The organism is Belnapia sp., assembly GCF_059504005.1.
The window spans coordinates 74264-100976 of the sequence record NZ_JCACHU010000134.1; the positions used below are offsets into that span (position 1 = coordinate 74264).

Genomic DNA, 26713 nt, shown 5'->3' on the forward strand with positions numbered 1-26713 from the left:
CTCAGCCGACCCGGGCCGGCTGCCGCGCCGCGGCCAGCAGCGCCGCGACCTGGTCCAGCAGCCGCGCCCCGGAGACCGGCTTCCGCATCAGGGCGAAGGGGCCGCCGACCACGGCGCCGACCGCCAGGTTGGCCGCATCCCCGGCATAGCCCGTCACCAGGATGGCTGGCAGGCCGGGCTGGCGCTCCTGCGCCTCGCGGATCAGGCCGACGCCGTCGATCCCCGGCATCGCCAGGTCGCTCACGAGCAGCGCGAAGGACTCGCCCCGCGACAGCAGGCCGAGCGCCAGCGCCCCGTCCGCCGCCTCCACCACCTCGTAGCCCGCATCGGCCAGCTCGCCGGCGAGCATGCGGCGCACCAGCGGCTCGTCATCCACCAGCAGCACCCGAGGCGGCCGGCCGGCCGGAGCGGGGGAGGGGCCGTGGCGCCCACCGGCCATCTCCACCGGCTCGATCACCGCATCCGCCTGCGTCACCGGCAGCCAGAGCGAGACCCGCGTGCCGCATCCCGGCTCGCTCTCGATCGCCAGCGCCCCGCCCGAGCCCTGGGCGAAGCTGTTCGCCATGGCGAGGCCGAGCCCGGTGCCCTGCCCGAGCGGCTTTGTGGTGAAGAAGGGCTCGACGGCATGGGCGAGGGTGGCCCTGTCCATCCCCTTGCCGGTATCCTCAACGACGAGGCGCACGTAGTCGCCCGGCGCCAGCCCGTCGATCCCGCTTCCAGGCCCGACGGCGCAGGTCTCGGCGCGCAGCGTCAGCAGCCCGCCATCCGGCATCGCGTCGCGCGCATTGGTGGCGAGGTTGAGCAGCACCGTCTCGAACTGGCTGCGGTCGGCCAGCACCAGCGGCAGGTCGGGCACCACCTGCGCCGCCACGCGGATCCGCCCGCCGAGCGTCGCCGCCAGCACCTCCCGCAGGTCGCCGAGCAGCCGGCCGGGCTCGATCGGCACCGCCCGCAGCTCCTCCCGCCGGGAGAAGGCGAGCAGCCGCCGCGTCACCGCTTCGCCGCGGCGCGCGGCCTCCTCCACCATGTCGGTGAGGCGGACGATCGCGGCCGCGTCCCCGGCCCGGCGGCGGATCAGGCCGGTGCCGCCGAGGACCGCCTGCAGCACGTTGTTGAAGTCGTGCGCGATGCCGCCGGCGAGCTGGCCGACCGCCTGCACCTTCTGCGCCTGCAGCAGCGCCGCCTCGGCCTGGCGCCGCTCCTCGATCTCGGCACTGAGCCGGTCGTTGCTGCGGCGCAGCTCCCGCGTCCGCTCCTCGACCCGGAGCTCGAGCGCATCGGCATGGTGGCGCATCTCCTCCTCGCGCCGCTGCAGCTGTGCCGCCATGGCGTTCCAGCCCGCGGCGATCTGGCCGAACTCGGAATGCCGGTCGCGCTCCGGCGCCCGCGCCGTCAGCTCCCCCTGGCCCCAGCGATGCGCGACGGCGAGCAGCGCCCGCGTCGGCGCCTCGATGAAGCGCCGCGCCACCACCCGCGTCAGCAGGAAGACGGCGGCCACCACGGCCGCCATCAGCAGCGCGCCGCGCATCAGGCTCTGCTTCAGGTCCGCCATCAGCTCCGGCTCGGCAAAGCCGACGACGGCGGCGAGGTTGTGACTCGCCGGCGTCGGCGGCACGTAGCCGACCAGGCGGAAGGTCCCGTCCAGGCTGCGCAGGCGCAGCGTCCCCGGCCGCGTCGCCGCGAGCAGCGACTGCGCGGCGGGCGGAAAGAGGGCGCCGACGAACTCCTCGTGCCGCAGGTCGCGCGCCAGGATCCGGCCACCCGCATCGGCGATGGTGAGCACGCCATTGGTCAGCAGCGCGGCGCCGCTCTGCTTCAGCCCGGTGAGGCTGCGGGCCAGCCAGTCGAGGTCGAGCGCCGCGACCAGCACCGCCGGGGAGGCGTCGTCGGGCCCGGCCGCGGTCGGCAGGAAGAAGGGCAGCACCCCGCCCGGGATCTGCGGCAGGCGGGTGAAGTGCCCGGCGGTGAAGTTCCGCGCCGCCCGCGCCTCCGCCGCCCAGGCCGGCGGCTCCGCCATGTCGAGCAGCGTCGGATCGGAGGAGCAGCGCACCTGCCCCGCCTCGTCGAGCAGGGCGATGAAGGCGTAGCCGAAGGCATATTGCCGGAGCGCCGAGAGCCGCGCGTTGCAGTCCCCGCCGAAGGTGCGGACCTGGCGGTACTCGGCCGCGGCGCCAAGCAGGATCCGCGCCCCCTCGGCGATGCCGGAGGCGGTGCCGGCCAGCAGCTCCGCCTGGCGGATGGCGATGGTGTCGAGCTGCGCCTTGCGCTGGGCCCATTGCGACCAGCCGAAGGCGAGCTGGAGGGCGATGGTCGGCAGCAGGCAGATGGCGATGACCAGGAGGATGCGGTTGGAAAGCCTCATGCCGGCCCCGGCCCGGGGGGGTGCGGCGGCACGCCCCGGCCCGGCCTCGCCGGATGCGGAACCGGCATCCGCGCGATCACCATGCCGCTTGCTCCCGTCCTGCCCGATGGTCGGCCGAGACTACACAGATTGTTGTGGTGGCGCACCAGATTCATGGACCAGCGACGGATGGATGGGGTCATCCGCGGGCGGTGGTGGGTGCGACAGGGATTGAACCTGTGACCCTTGCCGTGTGAAGGCAATGCTCTACCGCTGAGCTACGCACCCGCTCCGCTCGGGAGGCGGTTGATAGGGGCATCGCCGGCCGCTGGCAAGCCCTTTGCGAGGCCCTAATCGGCGCGGATTCCCGCCTCCGCGATCACCGCCGCATAGCGCCCCACCTCGGCATCGACGAAGCGCCGCGACTCCGCCATGTCGGCCCCGATCAGGGTGAAGCCGAGCTCGCCCGCCTTGCGCATCACCACCGGGTCGGCCAGCGCATGGCGGATCGCCGCCGCGATCGCCTCCGCCAGCGGCTCGGCGATGCCGGAAGGCGCCTGGATCGCCGTCCAGCTGGTGATGCGGAGCGCGGGCAGGCCGGCCTCCGCCGTGGTCGGCACCTCGGGCAGCAGCGGGTGCCGCACCGCATCCGTCACCGCCAGCGCCCGCAGCCGGCCCGACTGCACATGGGTGACCACCTCCGGCAGGTTGCCGATGACCAGGTCGAGGTTGCCGGCGATGAGGTCGGTGACGGAGGGCGCCCCGCCGCGATAGGGCACATGCTGGAGCCGCCCCTCCGCGCCCGCGGCGCGGCGGAACATCTCGAGCGCCAGATGCGGCGGCGAGCCGGTGCCGGAGGAGCCGCCGTTCAGCCGCCGCTCGCCCGCCGCCGCCACCAGCGCGCCGAGCGACCCCCACGGGCTCTCCGCCCGCACGCAGACGACCAGCGGCAGCGCGCCGAGCAGGGTCAGCGTCTTCAGGTCGCGCATGAATTCGTAGGGCGCCTGCGGGAAGAGCGAGGCATTCACCGCATGGGTGAGGGTGATGGCGAGCAGCGTGTGCCCGTCGCCCGCCGCCTTCGCCACCGCATCGGCGCCGATCATCGCATTGCCGCCGGCACGGTTCTCCACCAGCACCGGCCGGCCCCAGTCCTCCGTCAGCCGCTGCGCGACCAGGCGCGCGATGATGTCCGTCTGGCCGGCCGGGGTGAAGGGCACGACGAGCCGCACCGGACGGTCCGGAAAGGCCCCCGGCTGGGCACGGGCCGCCGCGGGGGCGGCGAGGGCGGCAAGCAGCGCCGCGCGGCGCGAGAGGTCAGGCACGTCGCACTCCCCAAAAGATGGCGAAGCCGCCGGTGAAGCCGGTCAATTCCCGCTTGTGCGCCGAGCTCGGCCGCAGCTGGCCGAGCGGGACATAGGGCAGGTCCTCGAAGGCCTGGAGCTGGATCTCGGCGGCGATGCGCCGCTGCCCGTCCGGGTTCTCCTCGGCGAGCCAGGCCTCGCGCAGCGCCTCGAGCCTTGGGCTCTCCGGCCAGCCCGGCCGCGCCATGCGGCCGTTGCCGCGCAGGTACTGGTGCACCGCGGGGTCGAGCTGGTCGAGATCGGCCCAGTTGGTGTGGAAGGCGTTCCACCCGCCCTGCGCCGGCGGCTCCTGCCGCACCAGCCGCTGCAGCATCGTGCCCCAGTCGGTCAGCTGGTAGTCGACCTTGAAGCCGATCTTCTGCAAGAGGTCGGCGCCGATATCGCCGAGCCCCTTCAGCAGCGGGAAGTCGGCCGGTGCCAGCAGCACCACCGTCTCGCCCTTGTAGCCAGCGTCCTTCAGCGCCTGCCTTGCCTTGTCGAGGCTGCGCGGCCCGGTCAGCGCCGCCATCCCCGCATCGCTCGCCATCGGCGTGCCGGGCGCGAAGAAGCCGACGCCGTCCCGCCACCCGTCCGGCACCGCGCCGGCGACGGCCGTCATGTAGTCCGCCTGCGAGACCGCCGGCAGCACCGCGCGGCGGATGGCCAGGTTGTCGAAGGGCGGATGCAGCTGGTTGAAGCGCAGCGTCGAGATGAAGCCCGGCGGCTCCCCCTGGGTCAGCGCCAGCCTGCGGTCGCGGGCCAGCATCGGCAGCAGGTCGAAGGTGGGCGATTCCCACCAATCGACCTCGCCGGCGCGGAGCGCGGCCGCCGCCGTCGCCGGGTCGGGCAGCACCTGCCATTCCACCCGGTCGAAATGCGCCTGCTTGCCGCCCGCGGTGAAGCTCGCCGCCGGCCCCGGCCGCGGCACATAGCCCTCGAAGCGCGCATAGGCGACGCGGGCGCCGGCCACCCGCTCACCGGGCAGGAAGCGGTAGGGCCCGCTGCCCACCATCTCCGTCACCTGGCGGAAGGGGTCGGTCTCCGCCAGCCGCTCCGGCATGATGACGCAGACCGGCGAGCCGGGCTTGCCGAGCGCATAGGTCAGCAGCGGGAAGCGCCGCTTGAGGCGGAAGCGCAGCGTCCGGTCGTCCACCGCCTCCAGCGCCTCGGTCGCGGCGGCAAGCGACTGGCCGAGCCCGTCCCGCGCATTGAAGCGGCGGATGCTGGCGACGCAGTCCCGCGCCAGCACCGGCGCGCCGTCATGGAAGCGCAGGCCCTCGCGCAGCCGGATGGTCCAGGCGAGGCCGTCCTCCGAGACCTCGTGGCCCTCGGCCATCTGCGGCTGGATGCGGAACTGCGCATCCATCCCGTAGAGCATGTCGAAGACCATCAGCCCGTGGTTGCGCACGACATAGGCCGAGGACCAGACCGGGTCGAGCACGCCGAGATCGGATTGCGGGACGAACCTCAGCACCCGCGGCGCCTGCGCGGCGGCAAGGCTGGGTGCGGCAAGGCTGGCGGCAAGCAGCGTGCGACGGGCGATGGGCATCGGTCGGGCTCCGCTCCGGTGAGAGGCGCAGCATGCCGCAACCCGCCCGGATGGGAAGCAGAGCCGATCCGTCCCGCCCTGTCAAAGAAAAACTCTGCTCAGTCGTTGTTCATAGACGTTCCACGTTTTCGGCAGGTTAAAACTGCGGCAAGCCAGGATCCGGCCCTTGCGCCGCCCCCGCCGCATTCGCACCTGTTCCGCAACAGCGAAAGGCCACCGCGATGAGCCAGCGGCAGTTAAAGCTCGGCGCCTTCATGCGCCCGGTCAGCATCCATACCGGCGCCTGGCGCTATCCCGGCGCCTTCCCGGACGCCAATTTCAACTTCGCCCACTACAAGCGCTTCATCCAGACGCTGGAGCGCGGCAGGTTCGACGCCTTCTTCATGGCGGACCACCTGGCGCTGCTCAACATGCCGATCGAGGCGCTGAAGCGGAGCCACACCGTCAGCAGCTTCGACCCGCTGACCCTGCTGCCCGCGCTCGCCGCGGTGACGGAGCGCATCGGCCTCATCGCCACCGCCTCCACCACCTATAACGAGCCCTACCACATCGCCCGCAAATTCGCCTCGCTCGACCATATCAGCGGCGGCCGGGCCGGGTGGAATCTCGTCACCACCTCCAATCCCGATGCGGCGCTCAATTTCGGCCAGGACGAGCACATGGCCCATGGCGAGCGCTACCAGCGCGCCCGCGAGTTCTTCGAGGTCGTCACCGGCCTCTGGGACGGCTGGGCCGACGACGCGCTGATCCGCGACGCGGAGAGCGGCATCTTCTTCGACCCGGAGCGCGTCAGGCCGCTCAACCATGCCGGCCCGGAGTTCAAGGTGCGCGGCCCGCTGAACGTGGCGCGCCCCGTCCAGGGCTGGCCGGTCATCGTCCAGGCCGGCGCCTCCGAGGCCGGCCGCCAGATCGCCGCCGAGACCGCCGAGGCCGTCTTCGCCGGGGTCGGCACGCTTGCCGAGGGCCAGCGCCTCTATGCCGACATCAAGGGCCGCATGCCCGCCCTCGGCCGCGACCCGGAGCACCTGAAGCTCCTCCCCGGCTGCTTCGTCGTGGTCGGCGACACGGTGGAGGAGGCGCGGGCGAAGCGCGCCCATCTCGACAGCTTGGTCCACTACGACAGCGCCATCGCCTCGCTCTCCATCGCCCTCGGCACCGACGCGTCCCGCTTCGACCCGGACGGACCGCTGCCCCCGATCCCCGAGACCAACGCCAGCAAGACCGGCCGCGAGCGCGCCATCGCACTTGCGGAGCGCGAGGGGCTGACCGTCCGCCAGCTCGCCCAGCGCCTCGGCGGCTATGCCGGCCTTGCCATGGTCGGCACGCCAGGGACCATCGCCGACGAGATGGAGGCCTGGCTGGAGGGGAGGGGCGCCGACGGCTTCAACATCATGTTTCCCTGGCTCCCCGGCGGGCTCGACGACTTCGTCGACCGCGTGGTGGCGGAGCTGCAGCGCCGCGGCCTCTTCCGCCGGGAGTATGAGGGGACGACGCTGCGCGACCATCTCGGCCTGCCCCGCCCGCCGAACCGCCTCTTCCCGGAGAGCTGATCGCCGATCCGTTGCGGCGCAGCAGGAACGGCCCATATGCTCGGGTATGGGACGCTCGCTGACCCTCGCCCTCGGCCTCGCCCTGCTCCCCGCCGCCGCGCGGGCGGAGCCGCTTCTCGCCCATTACGAGGTCCATGCCGCCGGCATGACCGTGATGAAGGTCGAGGCGCTGATCGACCTCGACGGCCCGCGCTACCTCATCCGCACCCGCATCCAGATGAACGGCATGGCCGGCTTCTTCGCCCGCGGCGATCAGGTGACCTCGACGGAGGGCGCCTGGCGCGGCACGGAGCCGGCGCCCGACCGCTACCGGGCCAGCGGCACCTGGCGCGGCGACCGGCGCATGGTGGCGATCGACTACACCCCCGCCGGCATCCCCGTCATCCAGGCGCTCGAGCCGCCGAATACCGAGCGCGAGCCCGTCCCCGCCTCCCTCCGGGCCAATACCGTCGACGCCCTCTCGGCGCTCGCCAAGCTGACCCGCGTGGTGGCCCGGACCGGACGCTGCGACACCGGCGCCCAGGTCTATGACGGCCGCCGCCGCGTCGACTACGCGGTGCGCACCGCCGGCCAGGGCGTGCTGCCCGCCGAGGGCGGCTTCGGCGGCCCGGCGCTCAAATGCGTCCTCGAGAGCCGCCTGCTCGCCGGTCGCCTCGGTGACCAGGATGCGGAGCAGGCCCACCGCCCGCAGACCGCCGATGTCTGGCTCGGCCAGCCCCTGCCGGGCCGCGGCCCCCTGCCGGTCCGCGTCGAGCTGCCGAGCCGCTGGTTTGGCACCATCCGCGCCGTGCTGGTGAGCGTGGAGCCCGCCGGCTCAGGCCAGGCGATGGCCCAGCAGCGCCGGTAGCAGCCCCTCCGGCCGCCCGATCACTGCCGCCCCCTCCGCCATCGCCGGCACCCCATAGCCCCAGCCGGCGAAGAGGCAGGGCACCCCGGCCCCCCTGGCCGCCAGCACGTCGTTCCGGTGGTCGCCCACCATCACCGCGCGCGCCGTTTCGCCCCCCGCCGCGGCCAGCGTCGCCAGCAGGTGCCCGGGATCCGGCTTGCGCACGGGGAAGCTGTCGCCCCCGCCCACCGCCGCGAAGCGCCCGCCGATGCCGAGCGCCGCGAGCAGCGCCGCCGTCGCCTTCGCCGGCTTGTTGGTGCAGATGGCCATCCGCCACCCCGCCGCCTGCAGCCCGTCCAGCGCCTCGGCGATGCCCGGGAAGAGTGCCGTCTCCTCCGCCGCCCGCGCCGTGTAGTCAGCGCTGAAACCTTCCAGCGCCGCCTGGTCGAAGGGCAGGCCGCGCGCCGCCAGCGCCCGCTCCACCAGCACCCGCACCCCGTCGCCGATCATCGCCGTCACTTCGGTGCGGGCGAAGGCCGGGCGGCCGAGCCGCCCCATCAGCCGGTCGAGCGCGGCATGGATGTCGGGCACGCTGTCGACGAGGGTGCCATCGAGGTCGAAGAGGGCGACGGGCGGGGTCATGGGCCACCCTGGCCCGCCCGGTCATATCCGGCAATCCATCTTGACGCGTACGGGACTTGCCCCGGCCACCCCTCAGCGACTACCCCAATGTCATGCCCGCTGCCATCATCCTCGCCGCCGGCCTCGGCACCCGCATGCGGAGCGCGCTGCCCAAGGCGCTGCACCCCATCGCCGGCCGGCCGATGCTGAACCATCTGATCGCCGCTTGCGAGCCGGTCTTCGACCGCATCGTGGTGGTGGTGGGCCCCGGCATGCCGGCGCTCGAGGCCGCCGCCCGCCCCCATGCGACGGTGGTGCAGGCGGAGCGCCTCGGCACCGGCCACGCCGCCGCCCAGGCCGCCCCCCTGCTGCGCGACTACCCCGGCGACGTCGCCGTCCTTTACGCCGACAATCCCCTGATCCCAGCCGCGACGCTGCGCCGCCTCCTCGCCCGCCGCGCGAAGGCCGGCCTCGCGCTGCTGGCCATGCGCCCCGCCGACCCCGCCCGCTACGGCCGGGTGGTGACGGATGAGGTGGGCGACGTGCTCCGCGTCGTCGAATGGGCCGATGCGACGGAGGCGGAGCGCGCCATCCGCCTCTGCAACGCCGGCGTCGTCTGCGCCCCCGCCGCCGACCTCTTCCGCTGGCTCGCCGCCATCCGCGCCGAGAACGCCAAGGGCGAGTACTACCTGCCCGATGTCGTGGCCCTCGCCGTCGCCGAGAGCCACCGGGTGCTGGCCGAGGAGGCTGCCGAGGCCGACCTCGCCGGCGCCAACAGCCGCGCCGAACTCGCGGGGCTCGAGGCGCTGCTGCAATCCCGCCTCCGCGCCGCCGCCATGGAGGGCGGCGCGACGCTCATCGCGCCCGAGACCACCTTCCTCTCCTGGGACACGCGCCTCGGCCAGGACGTGACGATCGGCCCCCATGTCGTCCTCGGCCCCGGCGTCGTGGTGGAGGACGAGGTGCAGATCCACCCCTTCAGCCACCTCGAATCCTGCTTGGTCAGGCGCGGCGCCGTCATCGGCCCCTATGCCCGCCTGCGCCCGGGGACCGAGGTGGGGGAGGGCGCCCATGTCGGCAATTTCGTCGAGCTGAAGGCGACGCTGCTCGGCCCCGGCGCCAAGGCCAACCACCTGACCTATCTCGGCGATGCGACGGTCGGCGCCGGCACCAATATCGGCGCCGGCACCATCACCTGCAATTACGACGGCATCGCCAAGCACCGCACCGAGATCGGCGCCGGCGCCTTCATCGGCAGCGACACGGCGCTGGTGGCGCCGGTCCGCATCGGCGACCGCGCGCTCACCGCCGCCGGCAGCGTCATCACGGAGGACGTGCCGGACGACGCCATGGGCATCGCCCGCAGCCGTCAGGCGGTGAAGCCGGGACGTGGCTTCAAGGGGAAGAAGGGGGGCGAGCGGTCCGATGATCGGAAGGCCGGAGGGCCTGGCGATCTGAATCGGCCCGCGCTCCCGAAGGGAGCATCCTAGATGTGCGGAATCGTCGGCGTCATCGGCAAGGCCTCGGCCGCACCGCTTCTCCTCGAAGCGCTGCGCCGCCTCGAATACCGCGGCTATGACAGCGCCGGCATCGCCACGCTGGTCAACGGCCATATCGAGCGCCGCCGAGCCGAAGGCAAGCTCGGCAACCTCGCCGGCGCCCTCGACCGCGACCCGCTCCCCGGCACCACCGGCATCGGCCATACCCGCTGGGCGACGCATGGCGCGCCGACCGAGCGCAACGCCCACCCCCACAGCACGCACCGGGTCAGCGTCGTCCATAACGGCATTATCGAGAACCATGCCGAGCTGCGCGCCGAGCTGGAGGCCAAGGGCGCCGTCTTCGAGACCGAGACCGACACCGAGACCTTCGTCCGCCTGGTCGACGACTTCCTCCACCAGGGCCATGAGCCGGAGGCCGCCTTCGCCGCCGCGCTGAAGCGCGTCCACGGCGCCTTCGCCCTCGCCGCCATCTTCGCCGGCCATCCGCGCCTGCTGCTCGCCGCACGGCAGGGCGCGCCTCTCGCCGTCGGCTTCGGCGAGGGCGAGATGTTCGTCGGCTCCGACGCGCTGGCCCTCGCCCCGCTCACCCGCCGCATCGCCTATCTGGAGGAGGGCGACTGGGTCGCCGTCGATTGCGACGGCGCGCGCTTCTTCGATGCCGCGCACCGGCCGGTCGAGCGCCGCGTCACCGTCACCGCCGTCTCCGGCGCCGCCGTCGGCAAGGGCAACTACCGCCACTTCATGGAGAAGGAGCTGCACGAGCACCCCGCCGTGCTCGGCGACACGCTCCGCCAGTATCTCGACCCGAAGACGCTCGAGGTCCGCCTGCCGCGCCTGCCCTTCGAGCCGGCGAAGATCAGCCGCCTCACCATCAGCGCCTGCGGCAGCGCCTTCCTCGCCGGCATGGTCGGCCGCTACTGGATCGAGCAGCTCGCCCGCCTGCCTGTCGATGCCGATGTCGCCAGCGAGCTCCGCTACCGCAACCCGCCGCTGGCCGAAGGCGGCGCCGCCATCCTCATCAGCCAGTCCGGCGAGACGGCCGACAACATGGCCGCGCTCCGCCTGCTGCGGGAGGGCGGCCAGCGCGTCCTCTCCGTCGTCAACGTCCCCGAATCCTCCATGGCCCGCGAGAGCGACGGCGCGCTGCTGACCGTCGCCGGCCCCGAGATCGGCGTCGCCTCCACCAAGGCCTTCACCGCCCAGCTCGCGGTGCTCGCAGCACTTGCCATCGGCTTCGGCCGTGCCCGGCGCGAGCTCTCGACCCTCGACGAGGGCCGCCTCGCCCAGACCCTGCTGGAGGTGCCGAGCCAGGCCGCCGCCATCCTCGAGCAGGATGCGCAAATCCGGGAACTGGCCGCCGAGGTCGCCAAGGCCCGCGACGTGCTCTTCCTCGGCCGCGGCGCCATGTACCCCATCGCCCTCGAAGGCGCGCTCAAGCTGAAGGAGATCAGCTACATCCATGCCGAGGGCTATGCCGCCGGCGAGATGAAGCATGGCCCGATCGCGCTGATCGACAGCGACGTTCCGGTGATTGCCCTCTGCCCGAGCGGGCCCCTCTTCGAAAAGACGGCGAGCAACCTGCAGGAAGCCGCGGCCCGCGGCGGCCGCGTCATGGCCTTCACCGATGCCGAAGGGGAGAAGGCGCTCAGTCGCTTCGCCGAGCGCGTCATCGTCCTGCCGCAGATCGGCGAGTTCGCCACGCCGATCCTCTACGCCATCCCCGTCCAGCTGCTCGCCTACCACGTCGCCGTGCTGAAGGGCACCGATGTGGACCAGCCGCGCAACCTGGCGAAGAGCGTGACGGTCGAGTAGCTCAGCCGCAGCCGAGCGTCCGCCCCACCAGCTCGGCGATGTCCTGCCGCCGATAGGGCTTCGGCACGACGGCTGCGGCCTCGGCCAGTTCGGGCGGCAGGTCGAGCCCCGCGCCATAGCCGGTGGCGAAGGCGAAGGGGATGCCCGTCGCCTGCAGCGTCTGCGCCGCCGGCAGGCTGGTCCCCTCGCCGAGATTGACGTCGAGCAGCGCGAAGGCGAGCTGCTGGCCCAGCCGCTTCATCACCGCCAGCGCGGCCGGCACCGTGCCCACCACCTCCACCGTGTCGAAGCCGAGATCCAGCAGGATTTCCTCCGCATCCATCGCCAGCAGCGTGCTGTCCTCCAGCACCATGGCGGTGCCGGAGACGCGCAAGGGCTGCGTGCGCCGCGGCAGCGCCGCCGCGGGCTGCGCAGTCTCGACGCCGATCTGCACGAAGCGCGCGGGGATGGTGAACTCCGCCTCCAGGCCCTCGCGCAGGTAGCGTACCTCGGCCAGCCCCTGCAGCTCGAAGGGGATCGACCGCTCGATCACCGTGGTGCCGAAGCCGCGCCGGTTCGGCGGGCTGACCGGCGGCCCGCCGCGCTCGCGCCAGCGCAGCAGCAGGGTGCTGTCCGGCTTCAGCTCCCAGCGCACGTCGACGGTGCCGTGCCGGTCCGACAGCGCGCCGTACTTCGCCGCATTGGTCGCCAGCTCATGGACGACCAGCGCCAGCACCGTCAGCGCCTGCGGCTCCACCAGCACCGGCGGGCCGGCGAGGCTCGTCCGCTCCTGCTGCTTGTCGCCGAGATAGGCGTGGAACTCGCTGTCGATCATCCCCCGAAGCGCCACCGGCCCCCAGCGGTCGTCGGTCAGCTGGTCATGCGCCCGGGCGAGGGACTGGATGCGGCCGTTCAGCACGGTGACGAAGCTCTCCAGCGTCTCGGCCGACTCCCGGCTGCGCTGCACCAGGGCGCGGATCAGCGCGAGGATGTTGCGCACGCGGTGGTTCAGCTCGGCGATCAGCAGCTCCTGCCGGTCATTGGTGCTGCGCCGCTGGTCGGCGGTGCCGGAGGCCAGCCGCACCACCACCTCGAGCAGCGTGACGCGCAGCGCCTCCGCCACCCGCCGCTCGGCATCGAGCCAGGGCGCCGAGCGGCCGCGCACCTCCTGCCGCCAGGCCTCGAAGCTGCGGCGCGGATGCAGCCGGTCCGTCCCCGGCTCGGCGGCCTTTGCCGGGTTGCCCGCCCAGGCGATGCTGTGGACCATCTCGCGGCGGAACAGGATGACGTAGTCCCGCGCGCCGCGCGAGATCGGGATGACGAGCATCCCCGCTGCCGCATCCGCCTGCGCCGCCGCCGGCGGGTAATGGCTGGCGATCTCCCGCGTGGCGAGGATGCGCGAGGTGTCGAACCGGTTGAGCGCGCCGATGATGCCCTTCACCACGGCCTCGTCGGGCGTGCTGCCGATCAGCTCGGTATGTGCTGCGGTATGGATGGCGACGCCGTCGCCGGGGATCAGCAGCTGCATCTCCTCGGCGATGCGCTTGAGGCTGCGGCCCAGGGTTTCGTCGGCCGAGACGGCGGAGAGCACCCGCTCATGCGCCGCCCGCGCCTCGGTGTCGTGCCGGGCCGCCTCGGCCCGCTCCAGGCTCTCGATCTGCAGCGAGTAGAGCTGGCCGAACAGCTCCGCCGCGCTGCGCCGCTGGAAGCTCGGCAGCAGCGGCTCCGCATGGTGGCAGGCGATCAGGCCCCACAGCTCCTCGCCGCGCATGATGGAGATCGAGAGCGAGGCGGCGACACCCATGTTGCGCAGATACTCGATATGCACCGGCGAGACGCTGCGCAGCACGGAGGAGGACAGGTCGAGCACCGCCTCGCCCGGCGTCGGCGCCGGCAGCACCGCCACCGGCCGGGCGGCGGCATCGGCGATCAGCCGCAGCCAGTTGCGGCAGTAGAGCGCCCGCGCCTGCTTCGGGATGTCGGAGGCGGGGAAGCGCAGGCCGCGGAAGGAGGCCAGCTGCTCCGCCCTGGCCTCGCCCACCACCTCGCCGCTGCCCTCCGGGTCGAAGCGGTAGATCATCACCCGGTCGAAGCCGAGCACCGCCCGCACCTGCCGCGCCGCGCGGTCATGCATGCCGGCCAGGTCGCGGGCGCGCAGCAGCCGCGACATCATGGCCTTCACCGTGCCGACCGCGTCGAAGCGCGGCTCCGCCGCCGAGGGCTCCGCCTCGATCACCATGATCGGCACCTCGCCTGGCGCGAAATGCACCGCGACGTCATAGGCCGGCCCGCCGGCGACCAGTGGCAGGGCGAACAGCCGGTCGGTCTGGTTCTGCCCCTGCAGCCCCTGCAGCCGCGCGCGGATGTCGTGCAGCGACTGGCGGTCGAGCAGCTGGTCGAGCCGCCGCCCGATCACCGCCTCCGGCGCCAGCTTCAGGTGCTCAGCCACATTCGCCGAGGCGTGGCGCACCGTGCCGTCCGTCGTCGCCGAGAGCAGGAAGCCCCAGGGCTGCACCTGACCGAGCTGGTGGATCGGCTCCCGGTCGCAGCTGGTGAGGTCGAGCGGCACCTCGCCAGCCCGGCTCATCGGCAAGCCTCCCGGCCGGTGGCGTGGCGGTGGCTGCGGCTGGGCGAAGTCAGCGACATGGTCTGCGGTGTGCTCGATACCGGCCCGGCGAGAGAGGTCGTGGTGGCGACATGCCGCGCCGGGTTCGCGAGCATCACCGAGGCGCCGAGGATCGTCATAAGTCGCCGCGCTGTCGATGGGCGCCGCCGTCATCTTGGCGTGTGCCGCTGGGCGTGTCAGCCCGGGGTTGGCCTCACGCCAGTGTCATCCACCGGGCGTCGCCGACGCCTACCGCCTTCACGCGTTGCGGACCGCCGCCAGCGCCGGCTCGCGGTGACAGGGCAGGGGCCCGCGCCTATGGTCCGACCCAGGGATAGGAGACATGCCATGCTCGACGCGCTCGCCAAGCTGCCGCTGAAGGATCCGGAGCTGTTCCGCCAGGCCAATTGCATCGACGGGCAATGGGTCCAGGCCGACAGCGGCAAGACCATCACCGTCCGCAACCCCTCGACCGGCGAGCCGGTCGGCGCCGTCCCCGCCATGGGCGCCGCCGAGACCCGCCGCGCCATCGAGGCGGCGCACCGCGCCCAGCCCGCCTGGCGCGCCATGCTGGCGAAGGAGCGCTCGGCCATCCTCCGCCGCTTCTTCGACCTCATGCTCGAGAACACCGACGACCTCGCCGCCATCATGACCGCCGAGCAGGGCAAGCCGCTGGCGGAGAGCAAGGGCGAGATCGCCTATGCCGCGAGCTTCATCGAGTGGTTCGCCGAGGAGGCGAAGCGCGTCTATGGCGAGACCATCCCGCAGAACGCCAAGGGCCGCCGGATCATCGTAACGAAGGAGCCGATCGGCGTCTTCGCCGCCATCACGCCCTGGAACTTCCCGGCCGCGATGATCACTCGCAAGACCGGCCCGGGCTGGGCCGCCGGCTGCACCGGCGTCATCCGCCCCGCCTCGCAGACGCCCTTCTCGGCGCTCGCGCTCGCGGTGCTGGCCGAGCGCGCCGGCATGCCGCCCGGCGTCTGCAACATCATCACCGGCCCCTCCGGCGAGACCGGCAAGGAGCTGACCGGCAACCCGCTGGTCCGCAAGCTGACCTTCACCGGCTCCACCGATGTCGGCCGCATCCTGCTCCAGCAATGCGCGCCGACCATCAAGAAGACCTCGATGGAACTCGGCGGCAACGCGCCCTTCATCGTCTTCGACGATGCCGATCTCGACGCCGCCGTGCAGGGCGCCATGGCCAGCAAGTACCGCAACACCGGCCAGACCTGCGTCTGCGCCAACCGCATCCTCGTCCAGGATGGCGTCTACGACGCCTTCGCCGGGAAGCTGAAGGCGGCCGTCGAGGCGCTGAAGGTCGGCGACGGCATGGAGCCGGGTGTCACGCAGGGCCCGCTCATCAACGAGGATGCGGTGAAGAAGGTCGAGGAGCATATCGCCGATGCGACCAAGCGCGGCGCCAACATCGTCACGGGCGGCAAGCGCCACGCGCGCGGCGGCAATTTCTTTGAGCCGACCATCCTCGCCAATGTCCCGCACGAGGCGATGATCTTCACCGAGGAGACCTTCGGCCCGGTCGCCCCCCTCTTCCGCTTCAAGACGGAGGAGGAGGCGGTGAAGCTCGCCAACGACACGCCCTTCGGCCTCGCCGCCTATTTCTACGCCCGTGACGTCGGCCGCATCTTCCGCGTGGCGGAGGCGCTGGAGGCCGGCATGATCGGCATCAACGAGGGGCTGATCAGCACCGAGGTCGCGCCCTTCGGCGGCGTGAAGCAGAGCGGCCTCGGCCGCGAGGGCAGCAATCTCGGCATCGAGGAGTATCTCGAGGTGAAGTACCTCGCCCTAGGCGGCATCGGCACCTGAGAGCTCGGCGGCCAGGGACCGGAATTCGGGCTCCGGTCGCGCCGCCAGCCTCGCCGCCATGCCGTTGCGGAACCGCGCCGGGCTGCCCACCGCGGCCCGGCGGAACCAGGCGAGAGCCTCCTCGGTCTCGCCTGCCGAAGCCAGTAGCGTCGCCAAGTTGAACTGCCCGCGGAAATCCCCGCCCTCCGCTGCCCGGCGATAGAGCTTCGCCGCTGCCGCCGGATCCGCCGGCGCCTCCCAACCCTCCTCCAGGAAGCGGCCAAGGATGTTTAGCGCCTTGGCATGCCCCTGCGCCGCCGCCCGCCGGTACCAGTCGAGCGCCGCCCGCCGGTCCGCGGCCGTGCCCGCCCCGCGCCAGAGCATCCCCGCCAGGTTGTACTGCGCCCAATCGTGGCCCGCCTCCGCCGCCGCCCGGTAGCAGGCCAGCGCTGCCGCCTCGTCGATCGCCCCGCCCCAGCCCATCTCATGGCAGCGCCCGAGCATGTTGCGCGCCGCAGGGCTCCCTGCCTCGGCGGCCGCGCGGAACCAGCCCCGCGCCGCCACGGGGTCCTGCCGCACCCCACGGCCGTCCAGCAGGATCTGCCCGTAGAGCAGCTGCGCCTCCAACAGGCCGTAGCGGGCGGCGGCATCGATCCAGCGGGCCGCCTCCCCGGGCGGGCCGGCGAAGGCGGCGGCAAGGGCTTCGGCGCTGGCCTGGCGCAGGGTATCGAGCGGGAGAGGGCGCATGGCCAGACTCTAGCGCAACTGATAGTCATTCGCAATCAGGGGGCTTGTCGCAACCGTCCCGGCATCGCAGGCTGGACGCGCCGGGCCGTGGTCCCCAAATACGGGCAGCCGGTACGGGATGGCGCGCATGAGCAGTTACGACTTCGACCTCTTCGTCATCGGCGGCGGCTCGGCCGGCGTCCGCTGCGCCCGCATCGCCGCCGGCCACGGCGCCCGGGTCGGCGTGGCGGAGGAGCGCTTCTGGGGCGGCACCTGCGTCAATGTCGGCTGCGTGCCGAAGAAGATCATGGTGAACGCCGCCGAGTACGGCCAATGGGCCGAGGACGCCCCCGCCTTCGGCTGGCGGGTCGAGAAGCGCGGCTTCGACCTCGCCGCGCTGAAGGCGCGGCGCGACGCCGAGATCGGCCGCCTCAACGGCATCTACGGCAAGCTCCTCGGCAATGCCGGCGTCACCAGCTTCGACGCCCGCGCCACCTTCATCGACGCCCATACCCTCGATGTCAGCGGCAGGCGGGTCACGGCGGAGCGGATCGTCGTCGCCGTCGGCGGCCATGCGGTGAAGCCCGACATCCCCGGCGCCGAGCTCGGCCTGCTCTCCGACGACGTCTTCGACCTGGCGGCGGTGCCGCGGCGCCTCACCGTCATCGGCGCCGGCTACATCGCCCTCGAATTCGCCTGCGTCTTCGCCGCCTTCGGCGCCGAGGTCGACGTCGTCTACCGCGACACCCTGCCGCTGCGCGGCTTCGACCAGGACATCCGCGAGGCCCTGCCCGAGGCGCTGGAGGCCCAGGGCATCCGCATGCACCCGAACAGCCGCCCCGCGCGCATCGACCACCGCGGCGACCACCTGCGCCTCAGCCTGTTCGGCGGCGAGGGGCTGGAGGCGGATGCCATCCTCTTCGCCACCGGCCGCGTTCCCAACACAAGCGGCCTCAACCTCGCCGCCGCCGGCATCGACACCACCGCCCGCGGCGCCATCGAGGTCGATGCCGAGCACCGCACCACCGCCCCCAACATCTACGCCATCGGCGACGTCACCGACCGCCTCAACCTGACGCCCATGGCGACCGCGGTCGGGCATGCGCTGGCCGACACCCTCTTCGGCAACAACCCCCGCCGCGCCAGCTACGAGAACGTCCCGACCGCCGTCTTCACCTCGCCGCCGATCGGCACGGTCGGGATGACGGAGGCGGATGCCGCGGTGCAGGGCCCGGTCGACATCTACCTCGCCCGCTTCACCCCGATGCGCCACGCCATCAGCGGCCGCCCGGGCCGGCGCGCGCTGATGAAGCTCGTCGTCTGCCAGCGGACGCGGAAGGTCCTCGGCGCCCATATGCTCGGCGAGGATGCGCCGGAGATCATGCAGGGCATCGGCATCGCCGTCACCATGGGCGCGACCAAGGAGGATTTCGACCGCACCATCGGCATCCACCCGACCGCGGCCGAGGAGTTCGTGACGCTCCGCACCCGCACGCGGGAAGCCGGGATCCGTGCGGCGGCGGAATAGGGCGGGCGCCGGCCGCCTGGACCAGAGGCCGGGGCCGTGGCGGTCCTGGGTTCACCTGCCCTTGCGATTCGGCTAGCTTCCCCCTTCGACGTGGGAGAACGCTTAGTATGGTGGCGCGCGGCTGGCATCCCGGCAGTTGGCGGGACATGCCGATCCGGCAGGTGCCGGACTACCCCGATCAGGCGAAGCTGGCCGAGGTCGAGGCGCGGCTCGCCCGCTTCCCCCCGCTCGTCTTCGCCGGCGAGGCCCGGCGCCTCCAGGCCGCGCTGGCCCGTGCGGGCGACGGCCAGGGCTTCGTCCTCCAGGGCGGCGACTGCGCCGAGAGCTTCTCCGAATTCACCGCCAACATCATCCGCGACACCTTCCGCGTACTGCTGCAGATGGCGGTGGTGCTGACCTTCGGCGGCGGCACCCCGGTGGTGAAGCTCGGGCGCATGGCGGGCCAGTTCGCCAAACCCCGCTCTTCGGACACCGAGACGAAGGGCGGGGTCACGCTGCCCTCCTATCGCGGCGACATCATCAACGCGCCGGAATTCACCCCCGAGGCCCGCATCCCTGACCCGTCGCGAATGGAATTCGCCTACCTGCAATCCGCCGGCACGCTGAACCTGCTCCGCGCCTTCGCCACCGGCGGCTATGCGGACCTCCATCAGGTCCATCGCTGGAATCTCGGCTTCGTCGCCCGCAGCCCGCTCGCCGACCGCTACCAGGACCTCGCCTCGCGCATCGACGAGACGCTCGGCTTCATGCAGGCCTGCGGCATGGATGGCCTGCCCCAGGTGCGCGAGACCGACTTCTACACCTCGCACGAAAGCCTGCTGCTGCCCTATGAGCAGGCGCTGACCCGCGTCGATTCCACCACCGGCGACAGCTATGCCTGCTCGGCGCATTTCCTTTGGATCGGCGACCGCACCCGCCAGCCCGACGGCGCGCATGTCGAGTTCCTGCGCGGCGTGAAGAACCCGATCGGCATGAAGGTCGGCCCCAGCATGGACCCGGACGAGCTGGTCCGCCTCACCGAGATCCTGAACCCGGCGAACGAGAAGGGGCGGCTCACCCTCATCTCCCGCATGGGCGCGGACAAGGTGGAATCGAAGCTCCCGCCGCTGCTGCGCGCGGTGAGGCGTGCCGGCCGCAACGTCGTCTGGCTGAGCGACCCGATGCACGGCAACACGACGAGCGTCGGCGCCTACAAGACCCGGCCCTTCGACGCGATCCTCACCGAGGTCCGCCGCTTCTTCGACGCCCATGCCGCCGAGGGCACCCAGCCCGGCGGCGTGCATGTCGAGATGACGGGGCAGGAGGTGACGGAATGCCTCGGCGGCGCCCATCGCCTGTCGGAGGCCGACCTCGCCCTCCGCTACCAGACCTTCTGCGACCCGCGGCTGAATGCCGAGCAGTCGCTGGAGCTCGCCTTCCTCATCGCCGCCGAGCTGAAGGCGCGCCGCGCCCCCGCCATGCCGGCCCAGGCGGCGCAGTAGCGATGGACCAGGCCCCGCTCCGCAGCGCCTCGGACGAGGCCATCGCCGGCCGGACCGATGTCTATTTCAACCGCACCCGGGCCATCGTGCAGCGCTTCGGCGACTGCCGGGTGACCTATGCGGTCTTCCTCCGCCGCCCGGTCGTCAGCGCCCCGCGCCTGATGCTGGACTGGCTGGAGGGCGTGGCGCGCGACCGCGGCACGCAATTCGACATCGAGGTGATGCACCCGGAGGGCACCTGGGTCGGCGCCGGTGACCCGATCCTCTACCTTTCCGGGCCCTTCACCCAGCTCGCCGACCTCGAGACGCTCTACCTGCAGAAGCTGGGCCCGCCCTGCGTCGCCGCGCACAACGCCTACCAGATGTGCCTCGAATTGCCTGGCGTCACCTTCCTCGCCATGGATGCCCGCCACTGCGCCGGCGCCGAGATGCAGGAGATGATGGCCTATGCGGCCGGGGTCGGCAGCGCCGCCGCCCGCAAGGAAGGCGCCCGCGGCTTCGCCGGCAACGCGACGGACAGCACCGCCCACTGGTTCGGCGCCCCGCGCGGCTCCGGCACCATGCCGCATGCGCTGATCGGCTATGCCGGCAGCACCCTCCGCGCCGCCGAGATGTTCCACGAGACCTATCCGGAGGAGAACCTCGCCGTCCTGGTGGATTACTTCGGCCGCGAGGTGACGGACGGGCTGGCCGTCTGCCGCCGCTTCCCCGAGCTCGCCGCCGAGGGCCGCATGGCCGTCCGCCTCGACACCCATGGCGGCCGCTTCCTTGAAGGCCTCGACCCCGCCGAGAGCTATGCCGTGCTGGAGCGCCACGCCCCCGGCGCCATCCGCCGCTACCGCTCGGAGACGGAGCTGCGCCACCTGGTCGGCACCGGCGTTTCGGCCGCTGCCATCTGGCGCATGCGCGAGGCGCTGGACGAGGCCGGCTTCCCCAAGGTGCGCATCGTCGCCTCCTCCGGCTTCGGCGTCGGCAAGTGCCGCGTCATGGCGGAAGCCAAGGCGCCGCTTGACGTCGTCGGAACCGGCAGCTTCATCCCCGACACCTGGTCGGAGACCTACGCGACGGCCGACATCGTCGCCTATGACGGCGTCGCGCGGGTCAAGATCGGTCGCGAATTCCTCCTCCGCCGCAACGGCGAGCGGAAGCGCAACGGCCACAAGCCCACGGGCTGACGCGGCCAGGGCGGCGTCCGCCGGCCTCCCTGCACGGACGCCGCTCCGGCTCGCCGCCTGGCCGGGCGAACCGCCTCTGGCTTAACGCGTCAGCCGCCGCCGCTCCGTCTCGATCTGCCGGCGCTCCTGGTCGATCTGCCGCTGCTGCGCGTCCAACCGCCGGTCCGCCTCATCGAGCTGGCGCATCCGGTCATTCTCGCTGTAGCGCCGGTCCTCGCCGCCATAGCCGGGCCCGCCCGGCCGCTGGTCGTAGCGGGGGTCGTAGCGCGGATCGGTCTGCGCCGGCCCCTGCTGCGCGCCCTGGAGTTCCTGCCAGGCCCGCCCCAGCCGCTCGCCAATATCCTGCGCCATGCCCGGCACCGGGGCCATGCCCATCGCCGCGACGCCGAGCGCCGCCAGAATCGTCTTCCGCATCCGAGGTCTCCTCCTGCCTCTCTCCCGGCAGAAGCGCCCCGCAGCCGCCCCGGTTCAGCCCGGCAACCCGGACGCGCCTGGCGGCGGAGGAGAGGAACATCAGCGGGCGCCGGATGGCATCGGGGCCCGGCAGCATCCCGCCCCCGCTGGAAGCCCGGGCCCCGTCGCGGCACACTCCGGTCGCAACACCAGGGGAGCGCCAGGGGAATGGCACGCATCGGCTTCGTCGGTCTCGGGAATATGGGCGGCCCGATGGCCCGCAACCTGCTGAAGGCCGGCCACGAGGTCGCCGGCTTCGACCTCTCGGCGGAGGCCTTGGCCGGCTTCACCGCCGCCGGCGGCACCGCCTCCGCCAGCGCCGCCGAGGCCGCCACGGGCGCCGCCTTCGTCGTCACCATGCTCCCCGCCGGCCGCCATGTCCGCGAGGCCTGGCTCGGGGCAGGGGGCATGGCCGCCGCCGCCGCCCCCGGCGCCATCCTCGTCGACTGCTCCACCATCGACGTCGCCACCGCCCGCGAGGTCGCCGCCGCCGCCGGCCAGCCGATGCTCGACGCGCCGGTCTCCGGCGGCACCATGGGCGCCGAGGCGGCGACCCTCACGTTCATGGTCGGCGGCCCCGACGACGCCTATGCGGCCGCCACGCCCATCCTCTCCGCCATGGGCCGCACCCTCGTCCATTGCGGCGGCGCCGGCGCTGGCCAGGCGGCCAAGGCCTGCAACAACATGATGCTCGCCGCCAACATGATCGTCACGGCCGAGGCCTTCGTGCTCGCCGAGAAGCTCGGCCTCACCCACCAGGCCTTGTTCGACGTCGCCAGCAAGTCCTCCGGCCAGTCCTGGGCGCTGACCTCCTACTGCCCCGTCCCCGGCCCGGTCCCGGCCAGCCCCGCCAACCGCGGCTATAAGCCCGGATTCGCCACCGCGCTGATGGCGAAGGATCTGGGCCTCGCCCAGGAAGCCGCGGCCACCGCCGGCGCCGTCACCCCGCTTGGCGCCGAGGCCCTGGCCCTCTACCGCCGCTTCCAGGAGGCGGGGCACGGCGATGTCGATTTCTCCGGCATCATCGGCCTGCTGCGCGACCTGACGGAAAGGTGAAAGCCACGCCCGGGCGGCCGTAGCGATTGTCAGGGATTACTCCCGCATCACTGGACCGCGCGTTTGTCCCTGACCGGATCGCCATGACCGCGCCAGCCCCTGTCGGCTTCGCCGCCCGGGCCAGGGCCTTGCTCGACGCAGCCCCCGTGGCAGCCCTCTTCCTCGACCCCGCGACAGGCGAGGCCCTCGCCGGCAATGCGGAGGCCGCCCTGATCCTCGGCTGCACCGCCGAGGGCGTGGCCGAGGCCTGGGCCCATGCCCTCGGCGACGAGGCCGCCCTCCGCCAGCGCCTGCCGCTGGTCGAGGCGACCGAACAGGCCGAGGTCTTCGACGCACGCCTCGCCCGCCCCGCCGGCGCCCCGGAGCCGGTGCTCATCCGCGCCCGCCGCATTGCCGTGGAGGGCAGGGCGGTGCTGTCCATCGGCCTCGTCCCCATCATGCGCCGCAACCGGGCCGAGATGGCCCTCACCGTCGCCAACCGGCGGCTGGACGTGGCGCTGGCCGGCGCCGACCTGGGCGCCTGGGTGTGGGATGCCGCCTCCGGCCTGGTTGAGGTCACGCCGCGCTGGGCCGCCATGCTGGGCCTGCCCCCGCCCGTGCACGGCATGGCGCTCCCGGCCCTCGACGCGTTGATCCACCCGATCGACCTGCCGGCCGCCCGGACCCGCTTCGCAGCGCTCCGCTCCGGACGTGCCGCGCTGTACGAGGTGGATCTCCGGATGCGCCATGCCGACGGCCGCTGGGTCTGGATCCGCTCCCGCGCCCGCGCCCTCGAGCGCGGCGCGGAGGGCCAGGCGCTGGCCATCGCCGGCACGCATCTCGACCTCACCGACCAGCGCCGCGCCGCCGAGGCCCAGGCCGCGAGCGAGCGCGAGGCCCGCCGCCGCCAGCACGACCTCGAATCCCTCTACCGCACCGCCCCGCTCGGCCTCGCCCAGATGGACCCGGAGCTCCGTTTCGTCCGCATCAACGAGGCGCTGGCCGAGATCAACGGCTTCCCCGTCGAGGCCCATCTCGGCCGCCGCTTCTGGGAGTTGGTGCCGGATGTGCGCGAGGCCGCCGAGCCGCTGCTCCGCCGGGTGATCGAGACCGGCGAGCCGATCACCGGCGTCGAGATCAGCGGCGAGACCGCCAAGGCCCCCGGCGTCCAGCGCGATTGGGTCGAGCAATTCTACCCCGTGCGCGACCCCGAGACGGGCGAGGTCACCGGCATCGGCATCGTCTGCGAGGAGGTGACGGAGCGCCGCCGCGCCGACCGCGCCCGCGAGCTGCTGCTGCGCGAGCTGGATCACCGGGTGAAGAACCTCTTCGCCGTCATCTCGGGCCTGGTCAGCTTCACCGCCCGCAGCGCGCCGACGCCAGCCGCCATGCGCAGCGCCCTCACCGGGCGGATCGACGCCCTGGCCCGCGCGCACGACCTGGTGCGCCCGGCGCTCGGCGGCGCGCTGGCGATGGAGCCCGGCGGCACCGGGCTGGAGGCGCTGGCCGAGGCCCTGCTCCACCCGTTCGGCCCCGAGCCCGAGGCGCCGGCCGAGCGGCTGGTCCTGGCCGGCCCGCCCATCCGCCTCGGCCCCACCGCCGCGCCGCCGATCGCGCTCGCCCTGCACGAGATGGCCACCAACGCGGCCAAGTACGGCGCCCTCGCCCGGCCGGACGGGACGGTGACGCTCCGCTGGTCGACGATCCCGCGCGCGGGCCGCAGCGCCGCCCTGCGCCTCGTCTGGGAAGAATCCGGCGGCCCGCCCGCCCCGCAGCCGGAGCGCGACGGCTTCGGCCACCGCCTGGTGACGCAGAGCTCCGCCCAACTCGGCGGCGCCGCCCTGTTCCACTGGTCGCCCACCGGCCTCGCGGTGGAGCTCCTCCTCCCGATCGACCGTCTCTCGGTCTAGGCCGGCTTCCGCGAGCCAGATCGAGCGGAACGCGCTCGAGATCGGACTCCGATCAGATGCCTCCACCCGACCGGAGCTTGCATTAATCCGCGCCGGCGGCGGTCCGTCGCGCCTCGGCGACCTGGTCCTCGACCCAGAGGCTGTGATGCTCGCGCGCGTAGTTGTAGTCGACGCGCCCGGTCGCCATCGCCTCGAAGGCACCCTCCGCGCCGACCGAGCCGATATAGATATGGCCGAGGATCGCCGCTATCATCACCATTGCCATCGCGCCATGCAGCACATGCGCCCATTGCTGGTCGGTGACGTTGTCGAGCAGCCCCGGCGCCATCAGCAGGTAGCCCGAGACCGCCACCAGCACGCCGCCACCGAGCACGAACCAGTAGAGCGCCTTCTGCGCCGCGTTGAACCGCCCCGCCGGCGGATGCCCCTTCGCCATCGGCCCGCCCGCCTTGATCCAGGCGATGTCGACCCGGGCCGGCATGTTGTCCCGCGCCCAGACCACCACCATCGCCATCAGCCCGACGACGAAGGGGAAGGAGAGGAACTGGTGCACCGCCTGCCCCGTCCAGGTCAGCGTGGTGAAGGCCTCCGGCCCGATCACCGGCCTGAGCAGCGCACGCCCGAAGGTGATGTTGAGCCCCGTAAGCCCGAGCAGCACGAAGCTGACCGCGACCATCCAGTGGTTCATCCGCTCGAACAGCCCGTAGCGATGGATGGTCCGCCCCGAGCGCCCGGCATCGATCCGCTGCGGCCCGCGCAGCAGGTAGAGCCCGGCCAGGATGAAGACCGTGCCGAGCAGGATCACGGCGCCCGCGATGGAGAGGATGCGCGTGCGGAAGCCGCGCCAGTCCCGCCCCTGCGGCTGGATGAGGATGCCGGCCGCCTGGTTCGGGATGCTGACCGCGCCGTTGATGACGCCGCCATTCTCCGCATGCTGCGCCTCGAGCGCCGCCGCATCGGTGTCGACCCGCGAGGTGAAGGGCAGCGGCGCCGGGATCGGCTCCACCGCCACGCGCGGCTTCGGCGGGATCGGCGCCGGCCGCGCCCCGCCCGTCTGCGTAGCCGGGTCCGTGGTCGCCGGCTGGTCGGCATTGTTGGTCCCGCCGCGCCCCGCGCCCACTTCCGGCGCCACCGACTGCACCGAGGGGGCGCCGCCTGCCGGCGCGCCCGAACCCTGCTGCGCCATCGCCCCACCGAGCGGGAGCAACAGCAGCAGCGCCATGACGAGCCGCATCATGCCGGCAACTCCTCCCGATAGGCCGTCCGCCACCCCCAGGCGCCGGAGCCGAAGCCCCGCTGCTGCACCCGCTCCTTGTAGATGGAGGCGATGATCTCGCCGTCGCCCGCCAGCAGCGCCTTGGTCGAGCACATCTCGGCGCAAAGCGGCAGCTTGCCCTCGGCGATGCGGTTGCTGCCGTACTGCATATACTCGACGTCGGAATTGTCCTGCTGCGGCCCGCCGGCGCAGTAGGTGCACTTGTCCATCTTGCCGCGCCCGCCGAAATTGCCGACGCGCGGATATTGCGGCGCGCCGAAGGGGCAGGCGTAGAAGCAGTAGCCGCAGCCGATGCACAAATCCTTGTCGTGCAGCACCAGCCCATCCGCCGTGCCGTAGAAGCAGGCGACGGGGCAGACCGCGGCGCAGGGCGCGTCGGTGCAGTGCATGCAGGCCATGGAGATCGAGCGCTCGCCCGGCTTCCCGTCGCCGATGGTGACGACGCGGCGCCGGTTGATGCCCCAGGGCACCTCGTGCTCGTTCTTGCAGGCGGTGACGCAGGCGTTGCACTCGATGCAACGGTCGCTGTCGCAGAGGAATTTCAGCCGAGCCATGGGTCAGGCCGCCTTGATCTGGCAGAGGGTCACCTTGGTTTCCTGCATGAAGGTCACCGGGTCGTAGCCATAGGTGGTCACGGTGTTCGCGCTCTCGCCGAGCACGATCGGGTCAGTCCCCGGCGGGTAGAAGCGCCGCCGGTCCTCGCCCTGCCACCAGCCGCCGAAGTGATAGGGCATGAAGGCGACGCCGCGGCCGACGCGGTCCGTCACCAGCGCCTTCACCCGGATGCGCGCCCCGCTCTCCGGCCCCAGCACCCAGACCCATTGCCCCGGCCCGATGCCGCGCGCCTCTGCATCCGCCGTGTTGATCTCGATGAACATGTCCTGCTGCAGCTCGGCGAGCCAGGGGTTGGACCGCGTCTCCTCGCCGCCGCCCTCGTATTCGACGAGCCGGCCGGAGGTGAGGATGATCGGGAATTCCTTCACCACCTCATGCGAGCGCATCTGCACGCTGAGCCCGAGATGCGGCACCCGGTAGCCGCGCCGGTCGCGCAGCGCCGGGTAGGTCCCATCCGGCGCGATCGCCTTCGGGTCGCCCGCCAGCACCTGCGCCTGCTGCGGCGTCGGGATCAGGTCGAGCCTCGGGGTGTAGATCGGCTCGCGGTGCACCGGCACCGGGTCCGGCAGGTTCCAGGCCACGG

General features: G+C 72.6%; 20 protein-coding genes and 1 tRNA gene. 10 read left to right on the forward strand and 11 right to left on the reverse strand.

The annotated features are described in order from the left end of the window. Window position 1: 1 nt before the first annotated feature. From AC5JJ1_RS18145 to AC5JJ1_RS18160, 4 genes are all read right to left on the reverse strand, one after another. Window positions 2–2362, reverse strand: coding sequence for an ATP-binding protein (locus tag AC5JJ1_RS18145; RefSeq protein ID WP_495786511.1), 2361 nt, complete (start codon window positions 2360–2362; stop codon window positions 2–4). A gap of 192 nt (window positions 2363–2554) precedes the next feature. After that, window positions 2555–2629 (reverse strand) — tRNA-Val (locus AC5JJ1_RS18150). Window positions 2630–2691: 62 nt separating this feature from the next. Further along, on the reverse strand, window positions 2692–3663 hold the full coding sequence (locus tag AC5JJ1_RS18155; RefSeq protein ID WP_495786512.1) for a tripartite tricarboxylate transporter substrate-binding protein: 972 nt from the start codon (window positions 3661–3663) through the stop codon (window positions 2692–2694). After that, window positions 3656–5230 (reverse strand): ABC transporter substrate-binding protein, encoded by a 1575-nt coding sequence (locus AC5JJ1_RS18160; RefSeq protein ID WP_495786513.1) that lies wholly within the window; start codon window positions 5228–5230, stop codon window positions 3656–3658. The genes AC5JJ1_RS18155 and AC5JJ1_RS18160 overlap by 8 nt, the downstream gene beginning before the upstream one ends. 221 nt (window positions 5231–5451) lie before the next feature. On the opposite strand from AC5JJ1_RS18160, the gene AC5JJ1_RS18165 reads away from it, so the two are divergent. Beyond that, complete coding sequence (locus AC5JJ1_RS18165; protein WP_495786514.1) at window positions 5452–6780, forward strand: LLM class flavin-dependent oxidoreductase; 1329 nt, start codon at window positions 5452–5454, stop codon at window positions 6778–6780. Between the two features lie 46 nt (window positions 6781–6826). Beyond that, window positions 6827–7627, forward strand: coding sequence for a DUF3108 domain-containing protein (locus tag AC5JJ1_RS18170; protein WP_495786515.1), 801 nt, complete (start codon window positions 6827–6829; stop codon window positions 7625–7627). Here AC5JJ1_RS18170 and gph read toward each other — a convergent pair. Then, window positions 7595–8248, reverse strand: coding sequence for a phosphoglycolate phosphatase (gene gph / locus AC5JJ1_RS18175; RefSeq protein WP_495786516.1), 654 nt, complete (start codon window positions 8246–8248; stop codon window positions 7595–7597). The genes AC5JJ1_RS18170 and gph overlap by 33 nt on opposite strands. Window positions 8249–8340: 92 nt before the next feature. Between gph and glmU the strand changes: the two genes are divergently transcribed. Together glmU and glmS are read left to right on the forward strand one after the other, a co-directional pair. Further along, window positions 8341–9717 (forward strand): bifunctional UDP-N-acetylglucosamine diphosphorylase/glucosamine-1-phosphate N-acetyltransferase GlmU, encoded by a 1377-nt coding sequence (gene glmU, locus AC5JJ1_RS18180; RefSeq protein ID WP_495786517.1) that lies wholly within the window; start codon window positions 8341–8343, stop codon window positions 9715–9717. Next, window positions 9718–11541: a glutamine--fructose-6-phosphate transaminase (isomerizing) gene (gene glmS / locus AC5JJ1_RS18185; RefSeq protein ID WP_495786518.1), complete on the forward strand. Its 1824-nt coding sequence runs from the start codon at window positions 9718–9720 to the stop codon at window positions 11539–11541. Between the two features lies 1 nt (window position 11542). Here glmS and AC5JJ1_RS18190 read toward each other — a convergent pair whose 3' ends face one another. Continuing rightward, complete coding sequence (locus AC5JJ1_RS18190; RefSeq protein WP_495786519.1) at window positions 11543–14107, reverse strand: HWE histidine kinase domain-containing protein; 2565 nt, start codon at window positions 14105–14107, stop codon at window positions 11543–11545. A gap of 366 nt (window positions 14108–14473) precedes the next feature. On the opposite strand from AC5JJ1_RS18190, the gene AC5JJ1_RS18195 reads away from it, so the two are divergent. Continuing rightward, entirely contained in the window at window positions 14474–15952 is a 1479-nt protein-coding gene (locus tag AC5JJ1_RS18195; RefSeq protein WP_495786520.1) for an NAD-dependent succinate-semialdehyde dehydrogenase, read from the forward strand. Here AC5JJ1_RS18195 and AC5JJ1_RS18200 read toward each other — a convergent pair. Next, a complete protein-coding gene (locus AC5JJ1_RS18200) occupies window positions 15932–16678 on the reverse strand; it encodes a tetratricopeptide repeat protein (protein ID WP_495786521.1) in 747 nt (248 codons plus the stop codon). The genes AC5JJ1_RS18195 and AC5JJ1_RS18200 overlap by 21 nt on opposite strands. Window positions 16679–16805: 127 nt before the next feature. Between AC5JJ1_RS18200 and gorA the strand changes: the two genes are divergently transcribed. The 3 genes from gorA to AC5JJ1_RS18215 all read left to right on the forward strand — a co-directional run bounded on the left by gorA (window position 16806) and on the right by AC5JJ1_RS18215 (window position 20841). Next, window positions 16806–18185, forward strand: a complete 1380-nt coding sequence (gene gorA / locus AC5JJ1_RS18205; protein WP_495786522.1) for a glutathione-disulfide reductase — start codon at window positions 16806–16808, stop codon at window positions 18183–18185. Between the two features lie 107 nt (window positions 18186–18292). After that, complete coding sequence (locus tag AC5JJ1_RS18210) at window positions 18293–19666, forward strand: class II 3-deoxy-7-phosphoheptulonate synthase (protein WP_495786523.1); 1374 nt, start codon at window positions 18293–18295, stop codon at window positions 19664–19666. A gap of 2 nt (window positions 19667–19668) precedes the next feature. Then, entirely contained in the window at window positions 19669–20841 is a 1173-nt protein-coding gene (locus AC5JJ1_RS18215) for a beta/alpha barrel domain-containing protein (RefSeq protein ID WP_495786524.1), read from the forward strand. An 81-nt stretch (window positions 20842–20922) separates the two neighbouring features. Here AC5JJ1_RS18215 and AC5JJ1_RS18220 read toward each other — a convergent pair whose 3' ends face one another. Continuing rightward, window positions 20923–21255 (reverse strand): hypothetical protein, encoded by a 333-nt coding sequence (locus AC5JJ1_RS18220; RefSeq protein ID WP_495786525.1) that lies wholly within the window; start codon window positions 21253–21255, stop codon window positions 20923–20925. A 207-nt stretch (window positions 21256–21462) separates the two neighbouring features. On the opposite strand from AC5JJ1_RS18220, the gene mmsB reads away from it, so the two are divergent. Both mmsB and AC5JJ1_RS18230 read left to right on the forward strand, forming a co-directional pair. Next, on the forward strand, window positions 21463–22350 hold the full coding sequence (gene mmsB, locus AC5JJ1_RS18225; RefSeq protein ID WP_495786526.1) for a 3-hydroxyisobutyrate dehydrogenase: 888 nt from the start codon (window positions 21463–21465) through the stop codon (window positions 22348–22350). Window positions 22351–22433: 83 nt separating this feature from the next. After that, complete coding sequence (locus AC5JJ1_RS18230; protein ID WP_495786527.1) at window positions 22434–24239, forward strand: sensor histidine kinase; 1806 nt, start codon at window positions 22434–22436, stop codon at window positions 24237–24239. Between the two features lie 82 nt (window positions 24240–24321). Here the strand turns inward: AC5JJ1_RS18230 and AC5JJ1_RS18235 are convergent, their stop codons facing one another. From AC5JJ1_RS18235 to AC5JJ1_RS18245, 3 genes are all read right to left on the reverse strand, one after another. Beyond that, on the reverse strand, window positions 24322–25476 hold the full coding sequence (locus tag AC5JJ1_RS18235; protein WP_495786528.1) for a formate dehydrogenase subunit gamma: 1155 nt from the start codon (window positions 25474–25476) through the stop codon (window positions 24322–24324). Then, a complete protein-coding gene (fdh3B, locus tag AC5JJ1_RS18240) occupies window positions 25473–26069 on the reverse strand; it encodes a formate dehydrogenase FDH3 subunit beta (protein WP_495786529.1) in 597 nt (198 codons plus the stop codon). Before fdh3B ends, AC5JJ1_RS18235 begins: the two co-directional genes overlap by 4 nt. Window positions 26070–26072: 3 nt before the next feature. Then, the coding region (locus AC5JJ1_RS18245; RefSeq protein WP_495786530.1) for a molybdopterin dinucleotide binding domain-containing protein at window positions 26073–26713 on the reverse strand (641 nt) is incomplete at its 5' end.